This window comes from Rhizobium quercicola (assembly GCF_021168455.1).
Classification (GTDB): Bacteria; Pseudomonadota; Alphaproteobacteria; order Rhizobiales; family Rhizobiaceae; genus Ferranicluibacter; species Ferranicluibacter quercicola.
This window is the reverse complement of sequence record NZ_JAJOZR010000009.1, coordinates 135194-152205: the sequence shown is the minus strand read 5'-3', so window position 1 is coordinate 152205 and position 17012 is coordinate 135194. Positions and strand designations below refer to the sequence as shown.

The window sequence follows — 17012 nt, the reverse complement described above, 5'->3', positions numbered from 1 at the left end:
TGACGACACGCCCTCGGATGCCGCCTTATTGAACATGAGGATATGCGAATACAAACCGAAAGCAATTCCCATAAATTGATGGTCACATCTGGTTGCGTGCAAAAATTGACGTAAGAATTTCGTCTGCATGCTGAATTTCGAGTGATTTGGAAATTTTTTTCTAGCGAACTGGTGTTTCTCGAAGAAGAAGGCATGAATTTGCTTCACCCCTGAGACTGTCACCAACATGCCACAACCTGCCATTTTTCAGACATGTTTCCGTTCCGGCAGCGTTGCGGGTGGAACTTTCCGCGTGTGGCGTCCGATCGCTTGCCATCACCCCGCCCGCGTCGCTGAGTCGCCGGCTGCGCCGGCTCCGCGAGCTCGCATCTGAAAAGAGCCGCGACGATGTCGCGGCCCCTTGAATGCTTATGCTCTCCCGAAGGGATCGCGTGTCGTCAGAGCTCAGCTCGCATCCGCGATGCGCCCGAGGGCGACATCGAGCGCGGCCTTCTGGCCATCGAGTTCGACCAGTCGTTCGCGCTCCGCTTCCACGACCTCCGCCTTGGCATTCGCGACGAACTTCTCGTTCGACAGCTTGCCGAGGATGCGCTGGCGTTCGATCTCGACCTTGTCGATCGCCTTGCCGAGGCGCGCCTTTTCGGCCACGAGATCGATCAAGGCGCCAAGCGGCAGGCAGAAGGTCGCCTCGCCGACCACGATCTGCGCGCTGCCCTTCGGCGCCGTCGTCGCGATCTCGATGGCATCGACGCGGGCGAGACGACGGATCGCGGCCGCATGACGTTCCAGCCGTTCGCGCGTGGGAATGCCGGCATCGACCACGACGAGAGGCGCAATCGCCGAAGGGGGGACATTCATCTCGGAACGGACCGAGCGGATGCCGGATACGAGGTCGATCAGCCAGTTGATTTCCGCCGCCGCATGCTCGTTGACAAAGCCGGAAACCGGCCATGCGGCGTGGCAGAGCAGCCCGTCCCGCTTCACGCCCTCGTCGGCCGTCGCCGTCCACAGCTCCTCCGTCATGAAGGGCATGAACGGGTGCAAAAGCTTGTAGGCCGCTTCGAGCACATAGGCGACACAGGCCTGGGACTCGGCCTTGGCCGCCTCGTCCTCACCGGCAAAGACCGGCTTCAGCAGCTCCAGATACCAATCGCAGACCTGGTTCCAGACGAAACGGTACAGGCTGCCCGCGGCCTCGTTGAAGCGGTAGGTCTCGATGGACGCCGTGACATCGCGAACCGTGCGCGACAGCTCTGTCAGGATCCACTGGTTGACCGGAAGGATGCAGGCCTCCGGCAGGAAGGACGGATCGGCCTTCACGCCGTTCATCTCGGCAAAGCGCGTGGCGTTCCAGAGCTTGGTGCCGAAATTGCGGTAGCCTGCGATCCGTGCCGGATCGAGCTTCACGTCGCGCCCCTGCGCCGCCATGATGGCGAGCGTGAAGCGCAGCGCATCGGCGCCATATTCGTCGATGAGGTCGAGCGGATCGATGACGTTGCCCTTCGACTTCGACATCTTCTGCCCGTTCTTGTCGCGCACGAGCGCGTGAACATAGACGGTATGGAAGGGCTCGACCGGGTCGCCGCTCTCGTCCTTCATGAAGTGAAGGCCCATCATCATCATCCGGGCGACCCAGAAGAAGATGATGTCGAACCCGGTGACGAGAACGTCCGTCTGGTAGTAATTCGCCAGTTCCTTGGTCTGATCGGGCCAGCCGAGCGTGGAGAACGGCCAGAGCGCGGACGAAAACCAGGTATCGAGAACGTCTTCATCGCGCGTCAGGATCTCGCCGACCGCAAAGTTCTCGATCCGGTCCTGAACGAAAGCCTTCATCGGGCCTTCATGCGACAGATAATGCTGGATGGCGGCGTGCAGCGCCTCCTCCTCGGACTTTTCGACGAAGACCTGTCCGTCCGGGCCGTACCATGCCGGGATCTGGTGCCCCCACCAGAGCTGACGGGAGACGCACCACGGCTGGATGTTCTCCATCCACTCGTAATAGGTCTTCTCCCAGTTCTTCGGAACGAAATTGGTGCGACCTTCGCGAACGGAGGCGATGGCAGGCTTGGCGAGCGTCGCCGCATCGACATACCACTGCTCCGTCAGCCGCGGCTCGATCGGCACGCCGCCGCGGTCGCCATGGGGAACCATGTGCTTGTGCGGCTCGATCCTGTCGAGCAGGCCGCGCTCCTCGAACAGGGAGACGATGATCTTGCGGGCCGCGAAACGTTCGACGTTCTCGAGGATCTCGATCAGCGCATCGAGTTCGCCGATCGCCGGAAGACCTTCGAGAAAGTCCTCGTTGTCCTTCAGCGTGACATGGCCATCGATCGTGAGGATGTTGATCTTGCGCAGATCGTGGCGGCGCGCGACCTCGAAATCGTTGAAATCATGGGCCGGCGTCATCTTGACGGCGCCGGTTCCGGCGGTCGGATCGGCATAGTCGTCGGCAACGATCGGAATGCGGCGGCCGACCAGCGGCAGCACGACGTGCTTGCCGACGATCGCGCGATAGCGCTCGTCTTCCGGATTGACGGCGATCCCGGTGTCGCCAAGCATGGTTTCCGGGCGCGTCGTCGCAACGACCAGATAGTCGCGCGTCTCGAACGCCGTGGGTTCGCCCTCTTCGTTGAAGGCAACGGGATGCTGGTAGGTGACGCCGGGCTCCAGCGGATAACGCAGATGCCAGAGATTGCCGGCAACCTCGATCTGCTCGACCTCGAGATCCGAAATCGCGGTCAGGAGCTTCGGATCCCAATTGACGAGCCGGTTGTCCTTGTAGATCAGGCCCTGCTTGTAGAGCGTGACAAAAACCTCGAGAACCGCCTTCGAAAGCCCCTCGTCCATGGTGAAGCGCTCGCGCGACCAGTCGCAGGAGGCGCCGAGGCGCTTCAGCTGGTTGAAGATCAGACCACCCGATTCGTCCTTCCAATCCCAGATCCGGTCGACGAAGGCCTCGCGGCCCATGTCGCGTCGGCCGGGAAGCTGGCGTTCCATCAACTGGCGCTCGACGACCATCTGGGTCGCGATGCCGGCATGGTCCATGCCCGGCTGCCACAGCACGTCCTTGCCGCGCATCCGCTCGAAGCGGATCATGATATCCTGCAGCGTATTGTTGAGGGCATGGCCCATGTGCAGGGAGCCGGTCACGTTCGGCGGGGGAATGACGACGCAGAAGGGCTCGGCGCCGGGCTTGGCGCCCGCACCGGCGCGAAAAGCGTCGGCATCGTCCCAAAGCTTGGCGATACGCGGTTCGACCGCAGCGGAATCATAGGTTTTGTCAAGCATTTCGGAGCCAAACGTGCTGGTGGATGTGGGAGGCTTGTAAACCGGAACGGCGCAAGCGCGCAACATTCCGCCCCGTGAATATGGGGTTCGCCGGGGGAGGATGCCATGCCGACCGGACCGGAATGAAGGATGCGCGCGGCAATGGGCTCGCGCGCGCTCCGATCTTCAGCAGGGCAAGGGAGGAACGGCTCCGTTCGGACGCCGCTCCGGAAACGGCGTCAGCGGCGCGGGCCGCGGGCCACGCGTTCGATTTCCTCGCGCACGAGGCGCTCCACCAGCGTCGGCAGATTGTCGTCGAGCCATTCGTGAAGCATCGGACGCAGCATTTCTTCCGCGATCTCATCGAAAGAGCGGCGCGGGCTGCTGTCGACAGCGAGTGCCAGCTCGCCGAACGAGCGGGAGACCTGTTCGCTCACCGCATCCGAAAGGATGGCGGTCACATCCTTTTCGCGGGGCGACGACGATGCGTCGGACGACGCCATCGGTGCAGCGGCCGGCGTTTCCGGCTGTGCCGTCACGGCCGCTCCAGACGTTGCGATCTCGGACGAGGCAACCTCTTCCGGCACAAGATGCGGGGTGACGACGTCGCGCGCCATGGCGCGGATGGATGCCTCCACCTCTGCCTGATGAGCGGCTTCCTGTTCGCGCTGCGTCTGGACGACGGCCGGCTCGCGAGGGGCCACGACGGGAGCCGGCTCCGGCTGGGATACCGCCGCGACGGTTGCCTGCGGCAGGGGTTGCGGCATGTCGGACCGCGGCGCAGCCGTCTGCGGCGCCCTTGCCGGCAGTTCGCGCGGGGCGGACACTGCTTCGCGCGGCATCGTCTGGCGCTCGGACGCAGCGCGAACGCGCGCGGCGACATCGGCGAGCGACAGCGGCGCGGATGGCGCGGCACGGGGCGGCTCTTCCATGGCAAAGGACGCGGGCGGCGCCTGCCGGGGCGCCGTCGCGGGCTCGGACGTGTCGAAATCGGGGAAAACGGTATCGTCGATCGTCAGCTGGATGTCTTCGGCCTGTTCCTCGTCGAGATAGGTGCGGTCGCTGGCATAATAGCCGTCCGACATGGGACCGTGGTCATTGGCGGGGAAACCGGGGCCGGTCGCCTCGTTGCTCTCGATGATCTTGCGGATCGAAGCGAGAATTTCGTCCATCGACGGTTCGCGCGCCAGGTTCGATTGTGCCATTGCAGATCCTCGTTTCATTCAACGCGCGCCGCCGCTTCGCGCAGAGCCCGATGACCCTTAAGCGACTTGTCCGTTTGGCGGAATGACGCGAATCATCCTCCTACGATGATGCACAGATTTGTTTCTCCCGTCATCCGATCTTCCGGGCAAACGAAGCGGAACCGGTCAGCGTCCCTCGACGGGGCTCAAGCCGAACCACTTGTTCTTCACCGCCTCGTAGTGTTCTTCCGGCCGGTACTCCGCAACGTCGAGCTTCTGGCCACGGACGGTCAGTATGCCCATGCTGGCGAGCAGAGAATAGCTGGCGACGACGGCGTTGCGCTCCGATGCGGCGAGGCTTTCGCGTGCGACGAGCACGGATTGCTGGGCGTCGAGCACGTCGAGCGTCGTGCGCTGTCCCACCTTGCGCTCCTCGATGACGCCGGCCAGCGCCTGGTTTGCGGCGCGGATCTGCTCCTTGTTGGCCGTGATGGAGGCGCGGGCGGCATCCAGCTGCGCATAGGCGCTGACCACAGTCTTCTGGACGTCGAGCCGGACACTGTCGACGACGATGCGCTGCTGACCTGCCCGCTCCTTGGCCTGCCGCACCTGGCCGTATTCGGCGCCGCCCTGGTAGATGGGGACCTGAAGCCGCGCTGTGATCGAGCCCGAGGTGCTGTCGATCCCGCCATTGCTGAAGGCATCGCCGGTGTTGCGGCTGACCGAGCCCTGGATCGTCACGCCGGGCAGCATGCTCCCCTCCGCCTGTTTCACCCGGTAGCCGGCGGCATCGACCGCATATTCGGCCGCGATGATCTGCGGATTGTCGCGAAGGCCCGCGGCGACAGCCTGGTCGAGCGTGCGGGGCATGCCGATCTTGGCGGGCGACGCCGCCTTGATATCGCGCGGCGCGCCGCCGACGATCTGGACGTAGACGGCTTCGCTCTGCTTCAACTGCGAGACCGCCGTGGCGAGCAGCGCCTTGGCACTGGCCAGCTCCGCCTCGGCCTGACTGACATCCGTGCGCGTGCCCTCACCCACCGTCAGCCGCGCATTGGCGGCCTTCAGCTGCTCCTTGAGGAAGGCGAGGTTCTGGCGGCGGATGCCGACGATCTGCTGGTCGCGGACGATATTGGCATAGGCTTCCGCAGCCGACAGCAGGATCGAAATCTCGTTCGCCTTCAGGCTTTCCCGATTGGAAAGGACCGTGGATTCGGACGCGCGGATCTCGTTCAGGGTCTGGAAGCCGTCGAAGATCTGCTGGGTAATCGTCAGTCCGGCCGTGCCCTGATGGAAATCGCGCCGCCTCTGCAGCTCGCTCTCGAAGCGCGTCTGCGTCCCGGTCGCCACCGCCGAAACCTGCGGCCTGTAACCGGCCTTCGCGATCGTGACGGATTCGTCCACGGCCCGCAGGCCGGCGCGTGCGGCGTTCAGATCCGGATTGTTGACGTAGGCTTTCGCCATCGCATCCGCGATCGTGTCGGCAGCGGCCGGCGAAACGAGAGCCAGCGCGAGAATGGCCGTTGTGCGCAGCAGGTTCATGCGATGCCTCCAGTGTGACAGGCCCGGACATCCGGTCCCTGCACATCGACTTCCGTGTGTCCGCCGCAACGGCCATACCGACCTTGAAGGCAGCGACCGCCGCAGGCGTCTTCGATGCCAGCCCTACTGCCCCGTGCGCAAGGCGGAAACGGTTCTCCGTAACCCAAGAGTGGCGCACCGTTGCTGTCGCGCATCAGGTCATCCTGAAACCCGACCGGTATTCAAGCTAGACCTAATTGGCGAGCATGGCGCCAGCCTGACCATGGACCCGTCGATACGCCAGCGCCACCTGAGGCCGGACGATCACACATGAAAAAGCCGGGCACCCCTTGAGCGACCCGGCCTCTTCTACTCCCATAAAGCGCGGCGATCAGATCGTCAGAACACGAATTCCCTGGCGACGCGGAAGCCCGGCAGCGGCTTGACGGCCGTGTTGAACGCCTTGCGCTCGGATGTCTTGCCACCTTCGCGCATGAAAACCTTGGCGCGCGATGCGTTGCCGAAGCCGACGACGGCGATCAGGCGACCACCGTCCCTCAACTGCGACGTCAGGGCTGCGGGAACCGTTTCGATCGCACCATTGACGAAGATGACATCATACGGGGCCTTGCTGGGATAACCGGCTTCGAGGGGACCCGTGACCACGTTGACGTTTGCATAGCCGAGGCTGGAGAGGTTGGCTTTCGCCTGCGCGGCGAGCTCCGCGTCGCTTTCCAGCGCCGTCACATCCTTGCCAAGCAGAGACAGAAGAGCAGAGGTGTATCCGGTCGTGCAACCGATCTCAAGAATGGAATCTGTCACGGCGATCTCACCGAGCTGCAGCAACTTCGCCAGTGGCGACGGCTCCATGACGTAGCGGCCGCCGTCGGCCGGGGAGACCGCGATATCCGTGTCGATATAGGCGAGCTGCTTGCGGTTTTCCGGAACGAACGCCTCGCGGGGAACCGCGAGAAAAGCGGAAAGGACCGTATGAGAGGTGACATCCGTGGTGCGAACCTGGTTGTCGACCATCTTGATACGTGCTGCTTCGAAATCCATCGCGCGTGCCTCTTCGATCCGCTTTGAACGCGCCCTTGTGGACCATGGTCCGGACGCCTGCGTCCGCCGCATTGGCGGACTGCCTTGCAAAGCTCATAAATCGCCGCTTCGTGCGTTTCAAGCGGCGAATGCAGGGATCGGCAAATCGCTCGGCGTCTCCGATGCCTCATGCGCTCAGCGTGGCGCGGGCGCACCCTCGAGGCCGACCAGCGCGATCTTGCCGTAGCCCGCCTGCTGGATTCTGTTCATCAGGTCCATCAACGCGCCGTAATCGACCGTCTTGTCGGCCCGCAGGAGGATGCGCGTCTGCTTGTTGCCTTCGGTCATCGCGTCGAGATCCGCGGCAAAACGCGTCTCGTCGGTCGTCTCATTGCCGAGTGCCAGCGTCAGATCGGACTTCAGAGTGATGAAGACCGGCTTGTCGTCGCTGCGCGGAGTCGGTCTTGCCGCCGATTGCGGAAGGTCCACCTTCATGTCGACGGTGGCCAGCGGTGCAGCGACCATGAAGATGATGAGAAGCACCAGCATGACATCGATGAAGGGGGTGACGTTGATCTCCGCGTTTTCCTCGAGATCGCCGCCGCCGCTGTCGCCAAGTCGCGTTGCCATGGTCTACCTCGCCCGTGCGACGGGCGTCTCGCCCTGCTTGATCGTGTCGGCCAGCCGCGGCGCGGTGCGGCGGGCCAGGCGGAAATCGAGGTCGCGGCTGACGAGACGATCGACGGCGGCGGCCGTGTCCGCGAGAATCAGCCGGTAGCCGGCGATCGAGCGGGCGAAGTAGTTGTAGATGACGACGGCGGGAATGGCCGCGACGAGACCGATGGCCGTTGCCAGAAGCGCCTCGGCGATGCCGGGGGCGACGATGGCCAGATTGGTGGTCTGGGCCTGGCTGATGCCGATGAAGGAATTCATGATGCCCCAGACCGTGCCGAACAGGCCGACGAAGGGCGAGATGGAACCGACCGTCGCGAGCACGCCCGTGCCCGCCGCGATCTTCTTGCCGGCACCGGCCTCGATACGCTGGAGGCGCGAAGCGACGCGCTCCTTGACGCCCTCGCCCGGCACGAGATCGAGGACAGGCTCGGATTTGGTCAGCTCCTGACCCGCCGCCGTCAGCATGGCGACCGCCGGCCCGCTGCGGACGGCGCCGCCTTCGGAGGCGTCGCGCAGGCCCGTCGAATCGGTGAAATGGGCGAGCGCCCGGCGCAGGCGTGTCTTGGCTGCCGAAAGCTCGAACACCTTGAAGAGGAGAATGGACCAGGTGGCGACCGAGGCAAGCGCCAGCGCGATCATCACGCCCTTCACCACATAGTCCGCCGCCAGGAACATGCCGACCGGCGAAAGATCATGCGGGAGCGCCGGGTCGGCGCCGTCCTCGGCCGAAAGCTCCGTCGGAGCCTCCTCCGGCGCGGGCGCGGCAGGGGCCGTTTCGGACGTCGCGGGGGTCGTCGCCTGTGGCGCCGGCGTCAAAGGGGCGGGTGCCACAGGGTTCGCGTTCTGCGGATCTGCCGGCGCGGGCGGGGCCTGTTCCGTGGCGGGTACCGTGGGAGCGACCGACTGGGCATGGGCCGGCATCGACATCGCGGTGGCCGCGATCAGGGCGACGGCGAAAAAGGGCGTGGAAAACTTGCGGTTCGACATGATCCGTCCATCTCAAGCGATCCATCCGTACCGCTCAGCGGGGGATGATCTCGGGCGCCGGCCGCAGCCGGTTTCGTCACCACTGTGACGTCGTTCGCGCTCTCATATGTCACAGACGGTCAGGAAGGCAAGATTTGTAGAGTATTTTCATCATGATTCTTCCGCGCCAGCGGATGTGAGGGCTCCGTCTGTGTCCGGTACGTCGTCCGGGAACGTATCGCGGCGCCAATCATAGGCGCGGTGGCGCTGCCACGGACGGACAAGGCCGTCCATCGCCGTAACGATCCGCCTGCCCTGCGGCGCGGTTTCATCGGCGTAGATTTCGAGGGCGCCCGTTTTCCGGAGCATGCGGGCACCGGCGAGCAGGGCGCCGGACCGGCAGGTGGAGAAGGCAAGGCTCGCGGAGGTCACGACGATATCGGCGAGATCGCAGGCGGCACCGACGAGCCTTCGATCCTCCACTGTCACGACGACCCAGCCTTGGCGCGATGTTGCCGCACACCATTGCTCTGGAACGCAGGAGAAACGGCTCTTCTCGCCCTCACCGATCAGCCGGCGCAATGCCGCGCGGGCGGCCGTTCTCTCGAAGGGTGGCCGGTTCCGTCCGTCGGCCGTGGGTGATGGAGGTTCCGGCAGAGCGAGATCGGTCCGCATAGCCGGCGCCTGGTGCCGCTCCAGACGGAGTGCCCGGGTCCACTGGCCGTAGATGAAGGCGGGCGGCCGGGGCCGGTTGCTGGCGCCGGCCGTGCCACCGGTGATCGCGACCAGTCGCCCGTCCTCGGCGACAAGGAGAGCCGGTCGCTCGGACGGTGCAGCGACAGCCATGCAGAGGCCAAGGACGGCGAGCCCGAGACCTGCGAGTGCCAGTCGCGTTCGCAGCAGGCAGACGACCAGACCTCCGATGGCGATCAGCGCGAAGGCCGCGTGCGGCAGGCGCCCGGTCATGATCTGGCCGCCAAGCGACGAGACGAAGCGGGCGACGGCCAGCATGACTTCAAGCCCGTATCCCATCACCATCAGCGGCAGGGTATCGAGCCCGAGCGGCATCAGCAGCATCGCCACGAGCCCGGCCGGCATGACCACGATGCCGATGACCGGCATGGCCAGCATATTGCCGAGCAGGCCATAAGCCGGCAGCTGGTTGAAGTGTGCCGCGGAGTAGATCATCGTGGAGACGCCGCCGATCAGCGAACTGAGAAAGAGGCCGGCGAGGAAACCGCGAAGGCTCGCGAACATCTCGTTTCCTTCGCGCCGGCCTGCCGGCACCTCGCGTTCCCGCCAGCGGGCATAGCCGGCGACGAGGGCCAGCGTGGCGGCGAAGGACATCTGGAATCCCGGACCGGACACGGCCGACGGATCCACCGCGAGGATGACGAGCGCTGCGATGGCGACATTGCGCAGGCTGATCGAGGGACGATCGAAGAAGACGGCAACGAGCATGATGACGATCATGATCCACGACCGGACGGCGGACACGGCACCGCCGGAAATCAGGATATAAAAGCAGACCATCAGCAGAGCCCCGGCCGCCGCGATCTTCTTGATGGGCACGCGATGGGCAAGACCCGGCACGAGACTGAGCCCGGTTCGCAGACCGACCAGCAGCGTGCCCGCGGCCAGCACCATATTGAGCCCCGAGATCGCCAGGACATGGCCGAGGCCGGAATTGCGCAAGGCCGCGATGCTGTCCCGGCCGATCGCCCGTTCCTCCGCGGTGACGAGAGCCGCGGCGATGGCGCCCGCATCGCCGGGGATCGTCGCGCGGATCCGCATGCCGATGGCTTCGCGCCAGACGGCCAGACCGGCCCATCCCCTGTCGATCAGGGACCAGCTGTCGGTCTCCCGGTTGCCGGCCTCAACGAGGATCTGCGGTTTTCCGTAGGCATAGCCCACGGCTCCGATGCCTTTGAAGAAGCTGTCGAAGCCGAAATCGTTGAGGCCGGCGAGCGCGGGGCCGGACGGCGGTGACAGACGCGCCCTGCCCTTGATGACATCGCCGACCTTTGCCGCACCGCCGTTGCGCACGACGAGCGTCAGCGTCGTCGGCGGTCGCCGCAGCCTCGGCGCCTCGGTGCTCTGGAGAGCGACGATATAGCGATAGGCAGTCCGCCCGGCGATTTCCCGGCTGAGGATTTTGCCCGTCATCGTCGTTGTCACAGGCGAGTCCAGCATGACGGTGGCCGTCCGCGCCGTTTCGAAGGCCGCCGAGGTCGCACCGAGCAGCAGACCCGTGGCCGTGAGCACGACAAGACGCAGCCATCCCGGCCGCGACAGGAGCGCGCCGCTGGCTATGCAAAAAACACATGCCAGCACTGCAACATTGAGGAGATCGGGCGGATCATGCGCGGAAAACCAGAGAAGAGCTCCCAAAGCGATCAGCAGCGGCAGGAAGAGAAACGGATGCCCGAAAGCCGCCTCCTCTTCCCAGGCGACGCGGCAGCGAGCCGGCCAGGCGGACGGACGCGGTCGCAAGGCATGGATCCGGCGACCTTGCGCGCGTATCGACAGCTGCGGAAATCGCGGGAAACGCCGGTCGGGCCGGGGTGCGGCGACGCGCGGCAACGCCGTCGGAGCCGGCTCATGAAGAGCGCGATCGGCCGGCCGCGGTCGGATGTCCGTCACCGTTTCGGGCACCTTACGCATCACCTGCACGCCCCTTCTCGACACCCCACGAAAATGTTGCAGAAAACAGGCCAATTTACAATTTCGCGTTCCTGCCTAATTCTTCATCATGTCTCCGATCGATGGCGGAAAGCCGCGACTTTCCTATGCAGCTCCGATTGGAACTGCCGACAATCCATGCAACTATCGCGCCGCAAGATGTTTATGCTGCATCGCAAAACGTAAGCCCCCGAGCGCTTGGCAGGGGGTATCAAATGCGGTAGCACTGAGGCAACAACGATGAATTGCGGCACGCTTTCGTGCCGTTTCGGTGCAAATGGAGGATCGCTATATGGCAGGCAAAAGCGCAACGGTGACGGTCAACGATAAATCGGTCGAGCTGCCGGTGCGGTCCGGGTCCATCGGCCCAGAGGTGGTCGATATCGGCACGCTCTACAAGCAGACGGGCCAGTTCACCTACGATCCGGGCTTTACGTCGACCGCATCCTGCGAGTCCAAGATTACCTATATCGACGGTGACGAAGGCATTCTTCTCCACCGCGGCTTTCCCATCGAGCAGCTCGCCGAACAGGGCGATTTCCTCGAGGTCTGCTACCTTCTTCTGTACGGCGAACTGCCGACGAAGACGCAGAAGATCGACTTCGATCACCGCGTCACGCATCACACCATGGTGCACGAGCAGATGTCGCGCTTCTTCACCGGCTTCCGCCGCGATGCCCACCCGATGGCCGTCATGTGCGGCTGCGTCGGCGCGCTCTCGGCCTTCTACCACGACTCGACGGATATCACCGATCCGCACCAGCGCATGGTCGCGAGCCTGCGCATGATCGCGAAGATGCCGACGCTTGCCGCCATGGCCTACAAGTACCATATCGGCCAGCCCTTCGTTTACCCGAAGAACGACCTCGATTACGCGTCGAACTTCCTGCACATGTGCTTTGCTGTTCCCTGCGAGGAGTACAAGGTCAATCCGGTGCTCGCCCGCGCCATGGACCGGATCTTCATCCTCCATGCCGATCACGAGCAGAACGCATCGACCTCGACGGTTCGTCTCGCCGGCTCGTCGGGTGCAAACCCGTTTGCCTGTATCGCGGCCGGCATTGCCTGCCTCTGGGGCCCGGCACACGGCGGCGCCAACGAAGCGGCTCTCAACATGCTGGCGGAAATCGGCACGGTCGATCGCATTCCGGAATATGTCGCCAAGGCCAAGGACAAGAACGATCCGTTCCGCCTGATGGGCTTCGGTCACCGCGTCTACAAGAACTACGATCCGCGCGCCAAGATCATGCAGAAGACCACGCATGAAGTTCTGGCCGAACTCGGCCACAAGGACGATCCGCTGCTGCAGGTCGCCATGGAACTCGAGCGCATCGCGCTGACCGATCCTTACTTCATCGAGAAGAAGCTTTACCCGAACATCGACTTCTACTCGGGCATCACGCTGAAGGCGCTCGGCTTCCCCACGACCATGTTCACCGTTCTGTTCGCCCTGGCCCGCACCGTGGGCTGGATCGCGCAGTGGAACGAAATGATCGAGGACCCGGAACAGCGCATCGGCCGGCCGCGCCAGCTCTATGTCGGCGAACCGAAGCGCGACTACGTTCCGGTTTCCAAGCGCTAAGCCGAACGGCTCGATCCCATGACGACAGAAGCCGCGGGCCCAGTGCCCGCGGCTTTTTTCATGCCACGTCTTTGGCTGAACACGAACCTCTCCAAACAATGAAGCCAGCCTCCCGGAGGAGACTGGCTTCATCGAATACGGATGCGTGCGACTGCGAACGTCGTGACGGGTCAGCCCTCGATCCGGCGAACCTGGCGTGTCGCGTCGAAGGCGCGGTTCATATACATGTCGCGATCGTAGACGTCGTCGAAATAGGCGATGCGGCCATCCTTATCCGGCCATGCCGTGAAGTAGGCGACGTAGACGGGAATGTGGCCGGGAACCGAGACACCCTTGTTGCGACCGCCGGCGATCTGCTTGGCGACGTCGTCCACCGTCGTGCCGAGCACAGCAGCGGCCATGCGGCGGGGATCGGCGAGCCGGACGCAACCATGGCTGAGGGCCCGCATGTCCTTCTTGAAGAAGCTCTTGGACGGCGTGTCATGCATGTAGATCGCGTGTGCGTTGGGGAACAAGATCTTCAGTTCGCCAAGCGCATTGTCATCCGACGGCGGCTGGCGCACGGAGACACCCTTGGTGGAGCCATACCAGTCGACGTCGTAGGACGACACCGCACGGCCTGCGACCTCCACCTGATAGCCCAGCCGATCGAGATAGCCCGGATCGCTGCGCAGCTTCGGCAGCATTTCATTGATGATGATCGACTGCGGCACGCCCCAGTACGGATTGAACTCGACGGTCTGGATCTCGTCTTGGAAGAAGTAGGTCTGGTTCGTCTTCGAGCCCACGACGACGCGCATGTTGAACTGCTCGACGCCGGCATCATGATAAGAGGCCGTGAAGGCCGGCTGGTTGATGAAGACGTAGCGGCTGCCGAGATCGGCTGGAAGCCAGCGAGCCTGTTCCATGGCGATGCGCAGCTTGGCGATCTTGTCGGCGTGGCTGTCGCCGCCGCTCAGGATGCGGATCGAGGCGCGCCCGACGATGCCGTCCGGCTTCAGGCCGTTTTCCTTCTGGAATCCCTCGACCAGGGCGACCAGATCGGGCGCGTAGTCCTCGCTGCCCTGATAGGCGGCCAGCGTCGCGGCATGGTCCGTCTTCAGCGTCTCGGAGCCTTTCGCCTTGATGGCAGCGACCACGGCCGGCAGGCCCGGATCGGCGATGCCCGGTTTCAGGAGTGTGCCTTCCGGAATCTCGATGCGCGGCTGGCCGTCCGCGGTCGCCTCCAGCCGCTTCAGCTCGTCGCGAAGCGCGGTGAATTCGGGGTTGGACGGCGTCTGCGTTGCGAGGAAAGCCGCGACGTCATGGCTGGCGGCGATGACGCGCAGCTTGCCGGCGAGGTTGACGTCCTTGCGCTTGAAATCGTGGTAGCCGGAAATCGCATTCGGATCGATCCGACCGCGAATGGTATCCTGCACATAGGTCATCACGGCGGCGCTCAGGCGGATCTCGAAGGAGATGAGCGCCTTCTCGCGGGCGGCCATGTCGGTCGCATCCGGCGTTTCCGAGGGCAGCGCGACGGCATAATCCTGCGGATCGAGCCCGATGCTGGCGGCATCCGCCAGCACGGCCATGGCGGCACGCGCGCGGTCGTTCACGCCGGTGGCGTCGATCCAGATCAGCGCATCCGTGCCGGCGTAATAGGCCTCGATCGTCTTGGCGACATCGGGCGCGGCATAAGCGGTGACGGATGGCATGTAAGGCCTGATATCGCTGAGCGGCGTCGTGCTGCCGGTCGATACGAGCTCGGGACGGAGCGAGCCCGTGACCACGGGATCGACGAGGCGATCGGTCTCGATGCGGCGCGGCGCTTCCGCCTTGTAGGTGTAGTATTTGGGGCCGACGACACGCGGAGCCGGCGATGACGCGCTGCGCCGGGCCGGTGCGGACGGCTCCTGCGCGGGCGCCGGAGCAGCCTCCGGCAGGGTCTGAAGGGTCTCCGGCGCGCGGTTGCGACGGAACAGGTCCATCAGCGTCATGGCGTCGGCGGAACCGACGTGGAGCGTGGTCAGGGCGCACCCCGACATGAGGGTGACGATCGCTGCTGTCTTCTTCAATGTCATAGCCGAACTTTCCGTATCGCAGTGCCGCCTCATGGCGGGTGGCGCCCGATGCCGTTCATGTCACCAAGCATCCGACTTATAAGAAATGTTGGTGAATGAAAAGGAAACGCGCGCGGCGCAATCGGGCGGGTGCGGGCGAAAAAACCGTGTCCGCGGCGCAGACGTACGGGCCAAGAAACTGATAGTTCTTGCTTTTCCCCTGAATGGTTTACCGACGCCCGAGGATCTTCCTCTCGCCATGCGGTGCAGGCTTTTCAAGAGACATTCCGCCTGTGTTCCAAAAGGCACAGAAAGCGCGTCCGATCCCCTCTCGCCGTGGCATGCAGCGTCCCTCACCGCCGCGGGATCATTCAAACGATTGTACGGCGGGCATGCCTCTCCTGCCTCTTTACAACCGGGCGGCTCCTGGGCCACAGAAGACCCCAGACCGGCCGGGCCTTGTCGCGTCCGGCTCAAAGGATCTCGCAGCGCGCGACGGTGCTGCATCAGACGAAGCAGGGAAGAGACGATGACAGCCACGCGCACGGAAACCGATACATTTGGCCCGATCGAGGTCGAGAACGACCGCTATTGGGGCGCACAGGCCCAGCGCTCCCTCGGCAATTTCAAGATCGGCTGGGAAAAGCAGCCGCTGTCCATCGTGCGGGCCCTCGGCATCGTGAAGCAGGCGGCGGCCAAGGCCAACATGGCGCTCGGCCGGCTCGACCCCGCCGTCGGCGAGCCGATCATCCGCGCCGCGCAGGAAGTTATCGACGGCAAGCTCAACGACCACTTCCCGCTCGTCGTCTGGCAGACCGGTTCCGGCACGCAGTCGAACATGAACGCCAACGAGGTTATCTCGAACCGGGCGATCGAACTGCTCGGCGGCGTCATGGGCTCCAAGAAGCCGGTTCACCCGAACGATCACGTCAATATGAGCCAGTCGTCGAACGACACCTTCCCGACCGCCATGCACATCGCCTGCGCGGAACGCGTCGTGCACGATCTGGTGCCGGCCCTGAAGCACCTGCACGCGGCGCTCGAAGCCAAGGTGAAGGCCTTCGACCACATCATCAAGATCGGCCGCACGCACACGCAGGACGCGACCCCGCTGACGCTCGGCCAGGAGTTCTCCGGCTACGCAGCGCAGGTCGCCTCCTCCATCAAGCGCATCGAGATGACCCTGCCCGGCCTGCAGGAACTCGCGCAAGGGGGCACCGCAGTCGGCACCGGGCTCAACGCACCGATCGGCTTTGCCGAAAAGGTCGCCGAAGAGATCGCGGCGATCACCGGCATCGCGTTCACCTCAGCGCCGAACAAGTTCGAGGCGCTGGCCGCACATGATTCCATGGTGTTCAGCCATGGCGCCATCAATGCGACGGCGGCCGCGCTCTTCAAGATCGCCAACGACATCCGGCTTCTCGGCTCCGGCCCGCGTTCGGGTCTCGGCGAACTGTCGCTGCCGGAGAACGAGCCGGGCTCCTCGATCATGCCGGGCAAGGTCAACCCGACGCAGTGCGAAGCGCTGACCCAGGTCTGCGTCCAGGTCTTCGGCAACCACGCCTCGCTGACCTTCGCCGGCAGCCAGGGGCATTTCGAGCTGAACGTCTACAATCCGCTGATGGCCTACAACTTCCTGCAGTCGGTACAGCTGCTGGCGGATGCCGCCGTCTCCTTCACCGACAATTGCGTCACCGGCATCGAGGCACGCGAAGACAACATCAAGGCGGCGCTCGATCGCTCGCTGATGCTCGTCACGGCGCTTGCGCCGAAGATCGGCTACGACAATGCCGCCAAGATCGCCAAGACGGCCCACAAGAACGGCACGACGCTCCGCGAGGAAGCCGTCGGAGGCGGTTATGTCACGAACGAGGAGTTCGACGCAGTCGTTCGCCCGGAAACGATGATCAGCCCGGCCTGACCCAAGCGGCCGTCACAGGATCGTCTCGCTCTTCAAACCCTGCCGGAATGCCCGGCAGGGTTTTTTGTGTCGCTCCGCACATTCCCGCAGGTGGCAGGCGATGTTTCCAACAATCGTTAAACTTTCTCAAATCT

Annotated in this window: 10 protein-coding genes; 2 read left to right on the top strand and 8 right to left on the bottom strand. The window is 64.2% G+C overall.

Going from position 1 to position 17012, the window contains the following annotated elements; genetic code table 11:
• Positions 1 to 444: 444 nt before the first annotated feature.
• From LRX75_RS15270 to LRX75_RS15240, 7 genes are all read right to left on the bottom strand, one after another.
• A complete protein-coding gene (locus LRX75_RS15270; RefSeq protein ID WP_231815612.1) occupies positions 445 to 3288 on the bottom strand; it encodes a valine--tRNA ligase in 2844 nt (947 codons plus the stop codon).
• Between the two features lie 218 nt (positions 3289 to 3506).
• The gene (locus LRX75_RS15265) at positions 3507 to 4472 is read right to left on the bottom strand and encodes a DUF2497 domain-containing protein (protein WP_231815611.1); all 966 of its coding nucleotides are present in this window, start codon (positions 4470 to 4472) and stop codon (positions 3507 to 3509) included.
• 165 nt (positions 4473 to 4637) lie between these two features.
• Positions 4638 to 5993, bottom strand: coding sequence for a TolC family outer membrane protein (locus tag LRX75_RS15260; protein WP_231815610.1), 1356 nt, complete (start codon positions 5991 to 5993; stop codon positions 4638 to 4640).
• Between the two features lie 378 nt (positions 5994 to 6371).
• Complete coding sequence (locus tag LRX75_RS15255; RefSeq protein WP_231815609.1) at positions 6372 to 7031, bottom strand: protein-L-isoaspartate O-methyltransferase family protein; 660 nt, start codon at positions 7029 to 7031, stop codon at positions 6372 to 6374.
• A 174-nt stretch (positions 7032 to 7205) separates the two neighbouring features.
• Positions 7206 to 7640 carry a TonB system transport protein ExbD gene (exbD, locus tag LRX75_RS15250; RefSeq protein WP_231815608.1) on the bottom strand — a complete coding sequence of 145 codons (435 nt, stop codon included), beginning with the start codon at positions 7638 to 7640 and terminating at the stop codon, positions 7206 to 7208.
• Positions 7641 to 7643: 3 nt separating this feature from the next.
• Complete coding sequence (exbB, locus tag LRX75_RS15245) at positions 7644 to 8672, bottom strand: tonB-system energizer ExbB (RefSeq protein WP_231815607.1); 1029 nt, start codon at positions 8670 to 8672, stop codon at positions 7644 to 7646.
• A 150-nt stretch (positions 8673 to 8822) separates the two neighbouring features.
• Entirely contained in the window at positions 8823 to 11144 is a 2322-nt protein-coding gene (locus LRX75_RS15240; protein ID WP_231815606.1) for a ComEC/Rec2 family competence protein, read from the bottom strand.
• Between the two features lie 481 nt (positions 11145 to 11625).
• Between LRX75_RS15240 and gltA the strand changes: the two genes are divergently transcribed.
• Positions 11626 to 12915, top strand: a complete 1290-nt coding sequence (gltA, locus tag LRX75_RS15235) for a citrate synthase (protein WP_113152127.1) — start codon at positions 11626 to 11628, stop codon at positions 12913 to 12915.
• Between the two features lie 170 nt (positions 12916 to 13085).
• On the opposite strand, the gene LRX75_RS15230 is transcribed toward gltA, so the two are convergent.
• Positions 13086 to 14978, bottom strand: a complete 1893-nt coding sequence (locus LRX75_RS15230; protein WP_231815605.1) for a L,D-transpeptidase family protein — start codon at positions 14976 to 14978, stop codon at positions 13086 to 13088.
• Positions 14979 to 15486: 508 nt separating this feature from the next.
• On the opposite strand from LRX75_RS15230, the gene fumC reads away from it, so the two are divergent.
• The gene (fumC, locus tag LRX75_RS15225) at positions 15487 to 16878 is read left to right on the top strand and encodes a class II fumarate hydratase (protein WP_231815604.1); all 1392 of its coding nucleotides are present in this window, start codon (positions 15487 to 15489) and stop codon (positions 16876 to 16878) included.
• The last annotated feature ends 134 nt before the right edge of the window (positions 16879 to 17012 follow it).